This window comes from Catenulispora sp. GAS73 (assembly GCF_041262085.1).
In the GTDB taxonomy this organism is placed as follows: Bacteria; Actinomycetota; Actinomycetes; order Streptomycetales; family Catenulisporaceae; genus Catenulispora.
In genome coordinates, this window is the sequence record NZ_JBGCCM010000068.1 from 12722 (window position 1) to 27914 (window position 15193).

Below are 15193 nucleotides of genomic sequence, written 5' to 3' on the forward strand. Positions count from 1 at the left end.
CTCCTCGAGGAGCTTTCAGACCATGAACGCCGCAGTCCCGCAGGCGAACGACAACCCCGCGTCCGACTCCGAAGCCCCCGACCGCAACCTGGCGCTGGAGCTGGCCCGGGTGACCGAGGCCGCGGCGATGGCGGCCGGCCGCTGGGTCGGCAAGGGCGACAAGAACGCCGCCGACGGCGCCGCCGTGAACGCGATGCGCAAGCTGATCAACACCGTCTCGATGCGCGGTGTGGTCGTCATCGGCGAGGGCGAGAAGGACCACGCGCCGATGCTGTTCAACGGCGAGGAGGTCGGCGACGGCTCCGGGCCCGAGTGCGACGTCGCCGTGGACCCGATCGACGGCACCACGCTGACCGGCAAGGGCATGCCCAACGCCCTGGCCGTGATCGCGGTCGCCGACCGGCACAGCATGTACGACCCCTCCGCCGTGTTCTACATGGACAAGCTGGTCGCCGGCCCCGAGGCCGCGGACGTCGTGGACATCACCGCGCCGGTGGCGGAGAACATCCGCGCGGTCGCCCGCGCCAAGCGCCGCGAGCCCGCCGACATCACCGTCGTGGTCCTGGACCGTCCCCGCCACGAGGGCCTGGTCGCCGAGATCCGCGAGGCCGGCGCCCGCATCAAGTTCATCTCCGACGGCGACGTGGCCGGCGCCATCATGGCCACCCGCCCCGGCACCGGCGTGGACCTCCTGCTCGGCGTCGGCGGCACGCCGGAGGGCATCATCGCGGCCTGCGCCATCAAGTGCCTCGGCGGCGTGATCCAGGGCCGCCTGTGGCCCAAGGACGACGCCGAGCGGCAGCGCGCCCTCGACGCCGGCCACGATCTGGACCGCGTACTCCTCACCGACGACCTGGTCTCCGGCGAGAACTGCTTCGTGGCGATCACCGGCATCACCGACGGCGAGCTCGTCCGCGGCGTGCACTACACCGGCGGCGGCGCGACGACGCAGTCGCTGGTGATGCGGTCGAAGTCGGGGACGGTGCGGCTGATCGACTCCGAGCACCGGCTGGACAAGCTGCGGTCGTACAGCGCGGTGGCGTTCCACTAGGGCGCTGCTGCACTGCTGCACTGCTGTTCTGGTTGCGCCGCCGCTCCGTGCGGCGCAACCCTCAGGACTCGAACAAAAAATGCCTCACCCATTCGCCTCACGCTCTGGCCAGAGCGTCCGTTCCGTGGTGATCTGGTGAGGTGAGCGCAGAGTCGACGGGCGCCGGCTCCAACGGCGAGAAGAACGAGGTGGCGCTGGTCTTCGCCGGCGTCATGCTGGGCATGCTGCTGGCCGCGCTGGACCAGACGATCGTCTCCACGGCGCTGCCGACCATCGTCTCGGACCTCGGCGGGGCCAACCACATCTCGTGGGTGGTGACGTCGTACCTGCTGGCGTCCACGGCGCTGACGCCGTTGTGGGGCAAGCTCGGCGACCAGTTCGGGCGCAAGCGGGTGTTCCAGACCGCGATCGTCATCTTCCTGATCGGCTCGGCGCTGTGCGGGCTATCGCAGAACATGGGCGAGCTGATCGGCTCGCGCGCGCTGCAGGGCGTGGGCGGCGGCGGCCTGATGGTGCTGGCGATGGCGCTGATCGCCGACGTGGTGCCGCCCCGGGACCGCGGCAAGTACCAGGGCGTGGTCGGCGCGGTATTCGGCGTGGCCAGCGTCATCGGCCCGCTGATCGGCGGGTTCTTCGTCGACAACCTGAGCTGGCGCTGGGTGTTCTACGTCAACCTCCCGGTCGGCGCGATCGCGCTGGTCGTGGTGGCCATCGGCCTGCGCACGCACACCGCGCACCGCAAGCCGGTCATCGACTACCTCGGCACCTTCCTCATCGCCGCGGCGGCGAGCTCGCTCATCCTCATCACCAGCTTCGGCGGCAGCACCTGGGCCTGGGGCTCGTGGCAGGTGGTGATGTGCGCGGTGGTGGCGGCGGTGTGCCTGGTCGCGTGGTTCTTCGCGGAGAAGTACGCCAAGGAACCCGTGCTGCCCCTGCACCTGTTCAAGAACCCGGTGTTCGCCATGTGCAGCACCATCGGCTTCGTCGTGGGCTTATGCATGTTCGGCAGCCTCACGTTCCTGCCGCTGTACCAACAGGTCGTGCACGGCGCCACGCCGACCGCGTCCGGCCTCCAGCTGCTGCCGCTGATGGCCGGCGTGCTGGTCGCCTCGATCGGCTCGGGACAGCTGATCAGCCGCACCGGCCGCTACAAGATCTTCCCCATCACCGGCACGGCCGTGATGACGGTCGGCGCCTGGCTCCTCTCCCGCATGACCGACACCACCTCCACGGCCTCCAACGCGGTCGCAATGCTGGTCTTCGGCCTCGGCCTGGGCCTGGTGATGCAGGTCCTGATCATCGCGGTGCAGAACAACGTGGACTACGAGGAACTCGGCACGGCCACCAGCGCGGTGACGTTCTTCCGCTCGATCGGCGGCGCGTTCGGGGCGTCGCTGTTCGGCACCATCTTCAACAACAAGCTGACAGCCGAGATCAAGACCGCGGTGGCCGGCGGGAAGATCAACCCGACGTTCCCGTTCCAGAAGGCGATCGAGGACCCGAAGCTCATCAAGCAGTACCCGAAGGCGGAGACGCAGCCCTTCCTGCACACGTACGCGCACGCGCTGCACTACGTCTTCGTGTACGCGATCCCCTTGTGCGTCCTGGCGTTCCTGCTGGCCCTGTTCCTGCGCGAAGTCCCGCTCCGTACCACGACCCGCGGCACCGGAGCGGCCGAGGCGGCGACCGGCCCGACGCAGCGTACGTCGATCGATGAGCTGGAGCGGGCGTTGACGCGGCTGTCCAGCCGGCAGAATGTGAAGGATAGGTACTCGCAGACTATTGCTAAGTCGGGCATCGATATTTCGGTGCCGGAGGCTTACGGCCTGTTCCGGCTGAAGCAGTATGGTCCGACGCGTGTTGAGGACATTCCGACGCGACTCAACCTCCCGATGGCGGAGATCCGGCCGCACCTCGACGCACTGGTCGCAACGGGTCGCTGCTCGGTCGCTGGCACGCCGCCGAACCAGACGGTGACGATGACCGAGGCTGGGGAGGCTGCGGTGGACGCGCTGAGCGCGGCGCGGCGTGCGATTCTGACGGATCAGCTTGACGGTTGGTCGCCTGAGCAGCATGCGGAGTTGCTGACTATGCTGCGGCAGCTCGCGGACTCGTCGATGGATCAGGAGGATCGGCGGTTGTTGAGTGGGGAGGCGGCGGGGCGGGCGGCTGCGGAGATGTAGGGGGTGGGGGTGGGGGAAGGTGTCGATGTAAGGCTGCGGCGGGGGGTGGGTGTTGAGGTGCGGTTGGTCTTTGGTTTTCAGGCGTTTTTTGACGGCTTCGCCAATGGTTTGATGGCCTCGCGGGGGGACGCAGTTCGGTTGTGCGCCGCATGTTGCGCTGGCGGGTGGCGGCTGGCGGGTGGCGGCTGGCGGGTGGCGGCTGGCGGTTTTGGTGTCGGTGGCGCGTGCTATATCTGTGTATAAGGGGTGATAATTCCATAACAAAATGCCGGCATGATCGACTCGCACACTGGGCCACGTCGGCGGCTGGCGGTTTTCGTGGGCACGACCACGCATGAGTCCGAGTCACTGCGCACACGTTGCGTAGGCGGCAATCGTCGTGCGTGGTGGGCGCCTTGAGGCCTCCGGCGGGCGCTCTACAGCAAGGGGGCGACCCGCGCGTCCGGCGCTTCGGCGGCGGCCCGCGACTGCTCGGCTTCCTATCCGCTGTTGCCTGCGTTGCGCTGGTCGGCGGCGGTCGCTGCTTGTGGTCACCGAGGTTCTGGGTCCCTCGCCGCGTCGTCGCCGTAGACGGAACCAGCCCGGTTTGGCGGAATCAAGCCGCATCGCTGTTGCTGTGGTGCAGCCTCGTCCGGCTTGACACCGCCAAACCGGCCAGGTTGGCAGAGCCCGCCGACGCGGCGAGGGACCCAGAACCAACACCCCGCGTGGTCCGGTCGGACACGACGAACCGCGTGGCTGGTCGCGAGCGCCTGGCGGCTGAGGCGTGCGCCGCCGCACGCCTCGGCCGTCCGGTCGGCTCGCGGCTAGCCGATCTCGCGCAGTCGGGGCAGCGCCTCGGCCAGCTTCTCGGCGCGCGCTACCGGGTCGTCGGTCTGCAGGATCAGCAGGGGGTCGCTGATGCCGACCGCTACGAACTCCTCGACCATGCGCTGGAGGGCGTCGAAGTCGTCGCCGACGCGGATTTGGACCGAGCGGCGGATCGTTGAGGGGTCGCGGCCGATGTCCGCGCAGTGCTGGTTCAGGACCGCCGATGCCTCCGCGACTTCGGTTGGGGTGCCGCCGGCGGCGTTCCAGACCGCTGCGTATTCTGCGGCGAGGCGGAGGGTGCGCTTGCGGCCGCTGCCGCCGATCCAGATCGGGGGGTGGGGGGTCTGGAGGGGCTTGGGTTCGGCGATCGCTTCCTTGATTTGGTAGTGCTTGCCTTCGTGGGTGGTGCGGGGCTCGGTCCAGAGGGAGGTGATGATCTTCAGTGCCTCCTCCAGGCGGTCGGCGCGGCTGCCCGCGGTGCCGAAGGGTAGGCCGAGCATCGTGTGCTCGTTCTCGGCCCAGGCTGCGCCGATGCCGAATTCCAGGCGGCCGTTGGACAGGTGGTCGACCGTGACCGCCATCTTCGCCAGTTCGGCGGGGTGTCTGTAGGTGTTGCCGGTGACGGAGCATCCGATGCGGACGCGCGACGTCAGGGCCGCCATGCCCGCCAGGGCCGTCCAGGCCTCGAAGATGTCCTTGGTCTCGTCGCCGCCGAGGCTGGCGAAGTGGTCCATGTTCCAGCAGTGGTCGAAGCCGGCTTCGTCGGCGATGCGCCAGACGGCCTTGTACTCCTCGATGGTCGCATCCTGGCTGAGTTTGATCCCGAAACGGAGATTCGCCATGGACCAAGGCTACTTCGCCGACAGAGCCCCGAGCTTCTTCCGCGAGCGCTTGCCCGCGAGCTCGTCCTCGACCTGCGCCAGCCAGGGCCACGCCCCGAGGGCCGCGAACCGGTCCCCGGCCGCCTCCAGCCGCGCACGATCGCCGTCCAGACGGCCGAACGCCAACAGCGTCCGCGCTTCCTCGTACCGGTCGTCGGTTTCGGCGTGCAGTCGCAGCGCCTTCTCGAAGTGCTGCTTGGCCTTCGCCGCCTTGCCGACCTGCCCGAGACACCGCTCGGCCACGGCCCGGACCACTATCGACATCGTCATGGCTGCGGCATCCTTCGCCGCTTCCGCCACGTCCCGAGCCTTCGCCGAATCTCCAGACCGCACAAGGGCTTCGACCAGGTCGCCGGTCACCGGAAGCACCGACGGGTCCTGAACCCCCAGCCGCTCCAACGCCATCGCGACCTCGCCCAGCACCGTTGCGGCGGCATCCCACTTGCGCTCGGCCAACAGCGCCACGCCGACCGCGTGCCGCAGCCACAGCGCATAAGCCTCGGAGCCCGTGGACTCCGCCTCGACCAGCGCCGCGTCCTCCGTTGGCGCGCCCATCAGGGAACTGACGCGCAGCACCAAGCCCCGCGCGACCGCCCGAACCGGCTGCTGCCCCAGCCGCGAAGCCAGGCCCGCCGCCTCCATCGCATCGTCCCGGGCCGCGGGCCAGCGCCCCGAGCGGAAACCCACCTCGGCCCGGACGACCAACAAAGCGGGAAGATGCTCGGCCGCCCCATACGCACGCAATAGAGCGATTGAGCGGTCCAGCACGGCAGCCGCGCCTCTGACATCGCACGTCCACATCGCCCCGGCCGCGATGGCCGGCACCGTCAACGGCCCCATGTCCAGCGGGTCGGACATCAGCGCCGAGGACACCACCGGCGCCAGCATCGCCTCGGCGTCGATGGCGCGGCCGGCCAGGATCAGCCCGATCGCGGTGGTGTGGCTGCCGCTCTCCAGCAGAGTCTTGATTTTGGTCTGCGGCGTGCGCAGAACCGAGGTCCGGGTCGCGATGCGGTCCAGCCGGTTGTGCAGCGTCGCGTCGTCGGTGAGTACGCGCGCCTCCCGGATCGCGCGGCCGAGGCCGCCGAGATCCCCGAGCAGGCGCGCGGTGTCGGCGGCGCCGGTCAGCCACCGGGCCCGGGCACCCGGATCAGGGGACAGACTCGCCGCGCGTCCGTATGAAGACCGCGAAGCCTCCAGCGCTCCCCGCAGCCTCGCGCCGTCAGCGGCCCGCCCCAGCGCCTCGGCCGCCGCGCCGTCCGGGCCGACCGCCGCTCCGGCGAGGTGCCGGGCCAGGATCTCGCCCTTCTCCGCCTCCCGCAGCTCGTTGATCGCGTCGACGAACGCCGCGTGCGTCTCCTGCCGCTCGGTCGGCGTGGCCGTCGCGTAGATGGACGTCGCCACGCCGAGGTCGCGGAACCGCCAGCCGGACGTCGTGGCCTCGATCACGCCCTCGGCGACCGCCGGGGCCAGATCGCCGACCCGCAGCCCGAGGTGGTCCAGCGCCCCGCCGACCTCGTCGATGTGCCCCGTCGCGCTGGCGGCCAGCACGAGCAGCGCCCGCGTCGTCGCCTTCGGCAGGTCCCCGGCCGCGACCGGCCGCTGGAGCTGCACGGCCACCGCGCCGAGCGCGCCGAACGGGGCCCGGCGCACGTCGTCGACGGTGAGGACCCACGCCACCGGCGCCCGCCTGGTGGCGCGCACGGCCACCGCGATCGCGATCGCCGACGGCTTGTCCAGCAGATGCGCGTCGCCGACCACCGCGACGACCGGCTGCACCGCCGCCGCCCGCGCGATGAGCTCCCCGGCCGCCCTGCCGACCCGGCCGGCGCCGCGGTCGAGATCGAGATCGAGTCCCGACTCGCCGTCGATCAGCGGGCGCACCAGGTCGGCCAGCCCGCTGAAAGCGGCGACGGGAACCGTGTCAGCAAGCTGCGCCGTCTCAGTGATCTGAGCCGCCTGCGTGGCCGGCAGACCACCGCCGGCGCGCAGCACGCACAAGCCGTCGACGACGGGACCCGCGATCCCCGCGAAGTCCGCCGGAGCCGCGCCGCCGAGCAGGACGGCGCCGCCCAAGCCACGCCGCACATGCTCAAGGAGGGTCTGCACGGACTGCCGCATACGTATCAGCCTACTGGCGGAACGCTCGCGATATGTCTGATCCGGCCAACCCGTATTCCGGATGAGAGTTTCGGTGCTGGTGGGACGGCTTCCGCGGCTAGTTGAGGCGGAAACTACCGCCGGTCGAGCCGGTACACCAGCTTCAGTCCCGACCACGTGGCGTCGATCGCCGCGATCTTCACGTCCACCAGTCCGATCGGCAACGCGAGCGCGTCCTCGCGGACCAGGTTCTCGGTGACGTCCGTCACGACGCCCGAGGCCTTCTTCGGCCAACACATCCACAGCGCGCCGCTCTTGGACAACAGGCCCGGGAGGCTCTCGTAACCCTCGGTGAGCGTCGCACGGTCCTTGGCGAACGCCACGATCACGTCGTACGGCCCGGCGCCGCCGTCCTCGGCCGTCTCGACCGTGACGTCGTAGGGCAGCGGCTGTGGATCGAAGTCCTCGGGAGCGTTGTGGAAGAGCACGTAGTACCCGGCTTTGATGCCGAGTTTCTTGGGCAGCGGGGTGCCGGAGTAGCCGGAGGACTGCGGGGAAGTCACATCCGCAACCCTAATCCGGCCTACCGACTAGCCCAGGTAACTCAACGCGACGAACCTGCGGCCGTCGGCCGTCCACACCTGGCGCGCCGCGTATCCGAGCGGCGCGGCCAACGCCAACAGCGACTCGGATCCGATGCGGGCCCAACCGAATTCGTCCCCGCCACCACCGCCGCCGAACCGCACGCGATACCGCTCATCGACGTCGTCCGCCTCGGTCTCAACGATCAATTCCCCGCTGCGCGGCCGGATCAGTGTGCGCAGCCGCTCCAGCAACGCCCCGGGATCACCGCCGATCCCGATGTTCCCGTCCATCAGCAAGGCGTGCGGCCACCGCCCGGCGCCCGGCAGCCGGTCGAAGACCGACCGGCGCAGCGCGCTCGCCCCGCTCGCGCGGCTCAGCAACAGCGCGAACGGCGCGACGTCCACCCCCAAGGCCGGCACCCCGCGCCCGGCGAGCTCGGCGACCAGCCGCCCCGGCCCGCATCCCAGATCGAGGGTCGGGCCCTGACAGCGGTCCAGGACGGCCTTGTCCACGGCGTCCGGCGGCGCGCTGAACTTCGCCGCGTCCAACAGAAGGGTCTCGCCGGAATCGGCGTGCAGGACCAGTCGCGCGGTCGGGTCGTTGATCGCCCGGGCGTACGGCGCGCTGGCCGTCCAGGCGCCGGCGTCGCTCACGCCGGCACCGGCATGGGCGCCGGCAGCCCCGCGCCGGCGGCACCGGCAGCGCCGGCCACAGCGGCGAACCGTGACGCCGGAGCCGCGGCGGCGACGGCCTGGAGGTCCGCGACGGTGTCGACGTCCCGCAGCACCGGCAGCATCCGCACCCTGAGCCCGGCATCGGTGAGCCGGTCGAGCTGCACGGTACCGGTCGTGTCCGTGGACATCGGCACGTCGAACAGCAACCGGTCGAGCGCCACCTCGCGCGGACGACGGAAGCCCAACGCCCAGAACCCGCCGTCCTCGGCCAGACCGATCGTCGCGTCCTCCCACGCCGTGGGCATACACGCCTCCAGCAACGGACCGGTCACCTGCGGCGTGTCCATCCCGATGAGCAGAACCGGGCCCGGATCGAGGACCGCGGCCCGCTGAAAGGCCGCAGCCAGCCGCCGATCAAGACCCCCGGTGCCTTGGGGGACGACCGTGAATCCCGACGCGGCGGGGACCAACGCCGGATCCCCCTCCAGAGCCAACAACCGAAGCGAAACCCGAGCGACGGCAACGGCTTCCAGCGTGTCGGCGAGCGCCGCACGGGCCAGCTCGGCCCCCTGCTGCGGCGTGAACGGCGGCGTCAGCCGGGTCTTCACCCGGCCCGGCACCGGCGCTTTCGCGATGACGATCAGGGTGCTCATCGGGTCGCGGCCCTCCAGACTCGGCGCATGTCGCGGACGGCTTTGACGGTGCCGCCGACCGTTCCGGTGACCTTGGACTTGCCGGTGCGCGGCGCGTACGGGACGTCAGTCTCGGTGATGCGCCAACCGCCTTGCGCGGCCTTGAGCACCATCTCCAGCGGGTAGCCGAACCGCCGGTCCTCGATCCCGAGCGCCAGCAGGTCCGCACGCCGGGCGGCCCGCATCGGCCCGAGGTCGCGGATCCGCACCCCGGTCTCGCTCCGGATCCGCAACGCCAGCAGGCGGTTGGCCAGCCGGGCGTGCGGGGGCCAGGCGTCGCGGGTCAGGGGCCTGCGTTGGCCGAGTGCGAGGTCGGCCTCGCCCCGGCGGACGGCGTCGGCGACCTTCGGCAGGTCTTCGGGGTCGAAGGAGCCGTCGCAGTCGAGGAAGCAGACGACGTCCGCCGTGGCCGCGAGCAGGCCCGCGTGGCAGGCGGCGCCGAAGCCCCGGCGCGGTTCGCGCACGACCAGCGCCCCCAGCGACTCCGCCACCTCGGCGGAGCCGTCCGTGGAGCCGTTGTCGACGACGATGGCGCGGTAGCCGGCGGGGATCCGGGACAGGACATAGGGAAGGGCCGCGGCTTCGTCGAGGCACGGGAGGATGACGTCGGTCGCGCCGACGAGCGCGGGATCTAGAGCGGGATCGAGGTCAAGCTCGTCACGAGTGCGGTCGGTTTCGCGACGCTGCGTCGCCGATCGCAGACGGAGTGTCTTGAAAACAGCCTGCCCCGCGAACACCACCACCATGGCCACCAAAGCCCCGCCGTATCCCTGCACCGGCGAGCCCCCGGACTGCACGACGTACCCCGCGTACGGCACCCCGATCCACGCGATGCTCCGCCAGCCCCCGAACGCGATGAACAGCACCAGCAGTTGCGCGTACCAGGCGAACGGCGGCGCGGTGACCAGGAACCCGACGCCCGCCAGCACCAGCGCGCCGCGCCAGGGCCGCTCCGGGTCGCTCAGCCGCCAGACCAGGATCGTGGCCACGGCCAGGACGGCCACGGCCGCCGGTTTGACCAGCGGCCCCGGGAAGACCGCGTCCAGCAGCGCGAACCGCGCGCCGCTCTGGTAGCCCTCCTCGTTCAGATAGCCGCCGAGAAAGCCCTCGACGCCGCTGCCGACGGCCAGGACATGCGGCAGGTAGACCCCGACCACCACGCCGGCGATGGACGCCACCAGCACGAACGGCCGGCGGCGCAGCGCCCCGGGCACGGCCAGCGCGGGAGTCACCTTCGCCGCGATGCCGAGCCCGAGGAAGACTCCGCCCCGCGCCACGCGCTTCGAGGCCAGCGCCAGGAACGCGCAGGCGGTGAACAGGACGGCGAGGACGTCCACGTGTCCGCCGTTCCCGGCCTCGACCGCCACCGTCGGGCACCAGGCCCACAGCACGGCGTTCCGGGAGTCGACACCGATCCGCGGAAGTCCGACCAGCAGGACGACCGTGACGCCGAGGGCGAGCACCGCCGCGGAAACCTGGATGCCGCGCGGCCCCCACCAGTGCGCGAGGAAGTAGTACGCCTCGGCGACCGGCGGGTAGATCGTGTGCACGAGCGGACGGTTGATGTACGTGCAGGCGGCGGTGATGCCCGGCGCCGAGGTCACGCAGTGCGACGGGTCGAGGCCGCGGCCGGTCGGCGGGAACAGGCCGGAGCCGGCTCGGAGGCCGACGAGGCGCGTGGCCACCGGGACGTAGCGGTAAGGGTCGATGCCGGAGGCCTGGACCCGGCCGTCCCACACGTACCGGTACAGGTCGTCGGAGTAGCGCGGCGCCGTGGTGAACGCCGCGATCTGCATCGCCGCCGCGCCGCCGAGCGTCACCCACCGCGCCCACAGCGTCGGCAGCCCCGACACCGACCACGCGCCGGCGAGGTACAGCGCGAACAGCGCGCCGAAATCCAGTTCGGCCCGTCCGCCGAAGCTGAGGGCCGAGGCGCCGTGGACGCGGACGATCGCGTACACGCCCGCCGTGAGCAGCGTCGCGGCCCCCAGCGCAGCACCGAGCCGCACGATTCTCATGGGCTCAGACTGACCGGCGGCGGGCCTTTCCGGCGACGCTCCACGCCGGGTCGTCACAGTTCCGTAAGGACTGGAAAGCCCCGTTCAGGGCCGCACACGGTGTTCCCTAGTACCGTGACGAGAGCTCCAGGCAAAATGTCGGGAAATGACTGATCACCGGGAAGGCGGCAATCCGATGGGCACGCCGGACACCGCGAGCATCGTCGGCGACGAGCCCGCCACCGACCGCGACGGCGGCGAGGCCGCGCTCGACGTGCTGGTCGTCGACGACGACGCCACGGTCGCCGAGGTCGTCGCCGCCTACCTCACCCGCGCCGGGTACAGCGTCCGCCGCGCCGCCGACGGGCCCTCCGCGGTCGCCGCGGCGGCCGAGCGGCTGCCGGACCTGATGGTGCTGGACCTGATGCTGCCCGGCTTCGACGGGTACGAGGTGCACCAGCGGGTCGCCGCGCTCGGCGAGGTCCCGGTGATCATGCTGACCGCGCGCGGCGAGGAGGGCGACCGGATCCTGGGGCTGCAGGTCGGTGCCGACGACTACGTCACCAAGCCCTTCAGCCCGCGGGAGCTGGTACTGCGGGCCGGAAGCGTGCTGCGCCGCTCGCGCGGCCGGGGCCGGGCTCGGGGCCGGGGCCAGGGCTCGGAGCCGCCACAGGGTCCTGAGATCCTCGTCCTGGGCCGGCTGGAGGTCGACCTGACCGCGCACCAGGCCCGGCTGGCCGGCGAGCCGCTGGCCCTGACCGGCCGGGAGTTCGACCTGCTGGCGTTCCTGATGGCCAACCCCGGCCAGGCGTTCAGCCGCGCCGAGCTGATGCAGCAGGTGTGGGGCTGGTCCTTCGGCGACCAGTCGACCGTCACGGTGCACGTGCGGCGGCTGCGCGAGAAGATCGAGCCGGACCCGGCCGCACCGTCGCTGATCGTGACGGTCTGGGGCGTCGGCTACCGGCTCGAAGCACCGGAGGACCTCGATGCGTGACCAGTTGGAGATCATCGCCATGGGCGCCGGCTCCGCGGTCGGCGCCTCGCTCATCGGCTGGCTGGCGCTGCGGGCGCTGCGCGGCCGGTCGCTGCGCGCCTCGCTGTTCGCCTCGGCCGCGACCGCGGCCCTGGCGGTGGTGGCCGGCATCGTGATCGCCTCCCGCGCGATGTTCATCTCCTCGCACGACGCCGGGGTCTCGGTGGTCGTCTCGCTGTCCGGCGCGGCGGTGACGCTGGCGCTGGCCTACCTGCTGGGCCGCAGCCTGGCGCACGACAGCCGCACGCTGCGCAGCGCCCTGCAGGCCCTCGGCGAGGGCGACGACGCCCCGAGCCCGGCGCAGAACGGCAAAGCCCTGATGACCGGCGAGCTGGCCCAGCTCGACCGGGAACTGCGCGCGACGCAGGCGAAGCTGGCCGAGTCGCGGGAGCGCGAGCGCGCGCTGGAACGCTCGCGCCGCGAGTTGGTCGCCTGGGTCTCGCACGACCTGCGCACCCCGCTGGCCGGGCTGCGCGCCATGGCCGAGGCCCTGGAGGACGGCGTCGCCACCGACCCGGCCCGCTACCACGTGCAGATGCGGCAGGCGGCGGACCGGCTGGCCGGCATGGTGGACGACCTGTTCGAGCTCTCGCGGATACACGCCGGCGCCCTGCGGCTGACGCTGGAGTCGGTGGCGCTGGCGGACCTGGTGGACGGCGCGCTGGCCGAGGGCCAGCCGCTGGCCCGGGCCCGCGGCATCGAGCTGTCGGGCGTGGTGACGACCCCGGCCACGGTGCGCGGTGATGTCAGGGAACTGTCACGTGCGCTGTCGAACCTGGTGGTGAACGCGATCCGGCACACCCCGGAGGACGGCACCGTCCGGATCGAGGCCTCCGCGCTGACCCGGGCCGACGAGAGCGGCGAACCGCAGGTCCTGCTGGCCGTCACCGACGCCTGCGGCGGCATCCCGGACGAGGACCTGGACCGGGTCTTCGACGTGGCGTGGCGGGGCACGGCGGCCCGGACACCGGAGACGGAGAGCCCGGTCGGGGCCGGCGCCGGCCTGGGGCTGGCGATCGTGCGGGGCATCGCCGAGGCACATTCGGGTGCTGTCACAGTCGGGAACGTGGACGGCGGGTGCCGCTTCGAGATGCTTTTGCCAGTTCCAGTGTGATTTTCTCTACGCCATTCGTTGAGAATGCGGAGGAGGTGCGCGGGTCCGGGCCTAGGGTGGTCCGGGCCTACGGAGGGGATCAAGTCATGAAGCGCATGCGTCTGACCGCATCAGCCATAGCCGCGTCGTCGTTGGGATCGCTGGGTCTGGTGGGGATCGGCGCGACCAGCGCCCACGCCGCCGCCTCGCCCAACACAGCGTTCAGCGGGAAGGGCTTCGACATCTGCAACGCGCCCACCAACGCGCAGATGGACGACTGGTACGCACACTCGCCCTATCGAGGTGTCGGCGTCTACATCGGCGGCTCAAGCTACCTGTGCAAGACCGCGACTTCGCCGTCCGGCGGGTACACCTCGGACTGGGTGCAGCACCAGGCCGCGACCGGCTGGGGCATGTGGGCGATCTACGCGGGCAAGCAGGGCCCGGACCTGATCGCGTCCGGGGCGAACCCGGCCGCCATGGGCATGTCCGACGGCGCCGACGCGGCGAAGCAGGCCCAGAGCCTCGGCTTCGCCTCGGGCACGACGATCTTCGTCGACATCGAGACCTACCATGACACCGCGACGGCGCAGGCGGTCGACAGCTACCTGAAGAACTTCGCGGCCGCGCTGCAGCAGAGCAACACCGGCTACAAGCTGGGCCTGTACGGCAACTCGCTGAACCCGGCCACCGATCACAGCGCCATCGGCGACGCGGCCGCGGACCCGGCCCTGCGAGCGCAGATAGCCGCCGTCGACATCGCCGGCACCACCGCGGACCAGGCGAACTTCAACGCCACGACGAACGACCCGTACGTCCCGGCCGGCGACTGGGGCAAGCACCAGCGGATCCACCAGTACTTCAAGAGCGTGAACCGCGGCTACGGCTCCACGTCCCTGAACGTGGACGAGGACCAGGTGGACCTGGCCGCCTCCGCGCACGTGAACATCGACCCGGCGCAGCAGCACGCGGTGCGCTGGGCCGGCAGCGACCGGATCGGCACGGCCGTCGCGGTGTCGCAGCAGATGTGGCCGACGACCACCCGCGACAAGAACGACTTCTACGCCCCCGGCGACAAGCGCCCGCTGGCCAAGGCCGTGGTCCTGAGCCGCTCGGACCAGTTCGCGGACGCCCTCGGCGGCTCGGCGCTGGCCGCGCACGTCGGCGGGCCGCTGCTGCTGACCCAGACCGCGACCCTGAACCCGGCGACCGCCGCGGAACTGCAGCGGACGCTGGCGCCGGGCGCCACGGTGTATCTGCTCGGCGGAGAGAAGGCCGTCTCGCCCGCGGTCGCCAACGCCGTGGCCCGCCTGGGGTACGACCCGATCCGCATCGGCGGGAGCGACCGCTTCGAGACCTCCGCGATGATCGCGGGCACCATGTCCCGCGACATGCTGGACTCGAACGGCCACCACGTCGTGCAGCGGGTCCTGCTCGCCACCGCGAACAACTTCCCCGACGCGCTCGCCGCCGGGACCGCGGCCGGCGCGACCCCGGACACCATCCTGGTGCTGACGAACGACACCAAGATGCCCGGGTCGGTGTCGTCGTTCCTGAACCAGGGCTTGACCGCCGGCGCGAACTTCTACCCGGTCGGCGGCGCGGCGAACACGGCGGCGAAGTCACTCGCCTCCTTCGTCCCGGCCGGCAACCTGAAGCTGAACACCCTGGTCGGCGAAACCCGGTACGGCACCGCCGCCCTGGTCGCGCGCCAGTTCTTCGGCTCCACCGGCACCCCGCACATGTACGGCGTGGCGACCGGCACCAACTGGGCCGACGCCCTGTCCGGCGGCGCCGCGATGGGCACCCTGGACGGCCCGCTGCTGCTCACCGAGCCCACCGGCGTGGACCCCGCCACCCGCGGGTTCTTGAACGACGAGCAGGCTGGCGGCTCGATCGAGGTCGGTGTGGTGCTGGGCGGGACGGCGGCGGTTTCGAACGCGGTGCTCAACAGCTTGTAGGGGCTTGGTTTCGAGTCGGGGGGCCCCGGGGGCGGGGGCGCCCCCGCGGGTTTGGGCGCCGGCCCCCGGCGGGCCCCCCCCCCCCCCCCCCCCCGGGCGGCGGGCCCCCCCGCGGCCGCCCCCCGGCGCCCCC

At 71.5% G+C, this 15193-nt stretch carries 11 protein-coding genes and 1 pseudogene; 5 read left to right on the forward strand and 7 right to left on the reverse strand.

The window, feature by feature from the left end:
- Positions 1-22 precede the first annotated feature (22 nt).
- Together glpX and ABH935_RS49500 are read left to right on the forward strand one after the other, a co-directional pair.
- Positions 23-1051 (forward strand): class II fructose-bisphosphatase, encoded by a 1029-nt coding sequence (gene glpX / locus ABH935_RS49495; protein WP_370384985.1) that lies wholly within the window; start codon positions 23-25, stop codon positions 1049-1051.
- Positions 1052-1191: 140 nt separating this feature from the next.
- Positions 1192-3234: an MFS transporter gene (locus tag ABH935_RS49500; protein ID WP_370384986.1), complete on the forward strand. Its 2043-nt coding sequence runs from the start codon at positions 1192-1194 to the stop codon at positions 3232-3234.
- 806 nt (positions 3235-4040) lie between these two features.
- On the opposite strand, the gene ABH935_RS49505 is transcribed toward ABH935_RS49500, so the two are convergent.
- The 7 genes and pseudogenes from ABH935_RS49505 to ABH935_RS49535 form a co-directional block, all read right to left on the reverse strand.
- Positions 4041-4886, reverse strand: coding sequence for an LLM class F420-dependent oxidoreductase (locus ABH935_RS49505; RefSeq protein WP_370384987.1), 846 nt, complete (start codon positions 4884-4886; stop codon positions 4041-4043).
- A gap of 9 nt (positions 4887-4895) precedes the next feature.
- Positions 4896-7046 (reverse strand): hypothetical protein, encoded by a 2151-nt coding sequence (locus ABH935_RS49510; RefSeq protein ID WP_370384988.1) that lies wholly within the window; start codon positions 7044-7046, stop codon positions 4896-4898.
- Positions 7047-7159: 113 nt separating this feature from the next.
- Entirely contained in the window at positions 7160-7588 is a 429-nt protein-coding gene (locus ABH935_RS49515; protein WP_370384989.1) for a DUF3052 domain-containing protein, read from the reverse strand.
- A gap of 27 nt (positions 7589-7615) precedes the next feature.
- Positions 7616-8263, reverse strand: a complete 648-nt coding sequence (locus ABH935_RS49520) for an SAM-dependent methyltransferase (protein WP_370384990.1) — start codon at positions 8261-8263, stop codon at positions 7616-7618.
- The gene (locus ABH935_RS49525) at positions 8260-8937 is read right to left on the reverse strand and encodes a DUF2064 domain-containing protein (protein ID WP_370384991.1); all 678 of its coding nucleotides are present in this window, start codon (positions 8935-8937) and stop codon (positions 8260-8262) included. The genes ABH935_RS49520 and ABH935_RS49525 overlap by 4 nt, the downstream gene beginning before the upstream one ends.
- Positions 8934-9578, reverse strand: coding sequence for a glycosyltransferase family 2 protein (locus ABH935_RS49530; protein WP_370384995.1), 645 nt, complete (start codon positions 9576-9578; stop codon positions 8934-8936). Before ABH935_RS49530 ends, ABH935_RS49525 begins: the two co-directional genes overlap by 4 nt.
- A gap of 312 nt (positions 9579-9890) precedes the next feature.
- A pseudogene (locus tag ABH935_RS49535) lies at positions 9891-10994 on the reverse strand (glycosyltransferase 87 family protein); the annotation flags it as partial.
- Positions 10995-11139: 145 nt separating this feature from the next.
- Here ABH935_RS49535 and ABH935_RS49540 point away from each other — a divergent pair.
- The 3 genes from ABH935_RS49540 (at position 11140) to ABH935_RS49550 (ending at position 15060) form a co-directional block, all read left to right on the forward strand.
- On the forward strand, positions 11140-11967 hold the full coding sequence (locus ABH935_RS49540) for a response regulator transcription factor (protein WP_370384992.1): 828 nt from the start codon (positions 11140-11142) through the stop codon (positions 11965-11967).
- Positions 11960-13120 carry a sensor histidine kinase gene (locus ABH935_RS49545; RefSeq protein ID WP_370384993.1) on the forward strand — a complete coding sequence of 387 codons (1161 nt, stop codon included), beginning with the start codon at positions 11960-11962 and terminating at the stop codon, positions 13118-13120. Before ABH935_RS49540 ends, ABH935_RS49545 begins: the two co-directional genes overlap by 8 nt.
- Before the next feature lie 86 nt (positions 13121-13206).
- The gene (locus tag ABH935_RS49550) at positions 13207-15060 is read left to right on the forward strand and encodes a cell wall-binding repeat-containing protein (protein ID WP_370384994.1); all 1854 of its coding nucleotides are present in this window, start codon (positions 13207-13209) and stop codon (positions 15058-15060) included.
- Positions 15061-15193: the final 133 nt, after the last annotated feature.

What these genes read in the sequence shown, in the direction of transcription:
- ABH935_RS49550 (WP_370384994.1), top strand. Translation starts at nt 13,207, where the DNA reads ATGAAGCGCATGCGTCTGACCGCATCAGCCATAGCCGCGTCGTCGTTG.
- glpX (WP_370384985.1), top strand. Translation starts at nt 23, where the DNA reads ATGAACGCCGCAGTCCCGCAGGCGAACGACAACCCCGCGTCCGACTCC.
- ABH935_RS49525 (WP_370384991.1), bottom strand. Translation starts at nt 8,937, where the DNA reads ATGAGCACCCTGATCGTCATCGCGAAAGCGCCGGTGCCGGGCCGGGTG.
- ABH935_RS49505 (WP_370384987.1), bottom strand. Translation starts at nt 4,886, where the DNA reads ATGGCGAATCTCCGTTTCGGGATCAAACTCAGCCAGGATGCGACCATC.
- ABH935_RS49510 (WP_370384988.1), bottom strand. Translation starts at nt 7,046, where the DNA reads ATGCGGCAGTCCGTGCAGACCCTCCTTGAGCATGTGCGGCGTGGCTTG.
- ABH935_RS49545 (WP_370384993.1), top strand. Translation starts at nt 11,960, where the DNA reads ATGCGTGACCAGTTGGAGATCATCGCCATGGGCGCCGGCTCCGCGGTC.
- ABH935_RS49540 (WP_370384992.1), top strand. Translation starts at nt 11,140, where the DNA reads ATGACTGATCACCGGGAAGGCGGCAATCCGATGGGCACGCCGGACACC.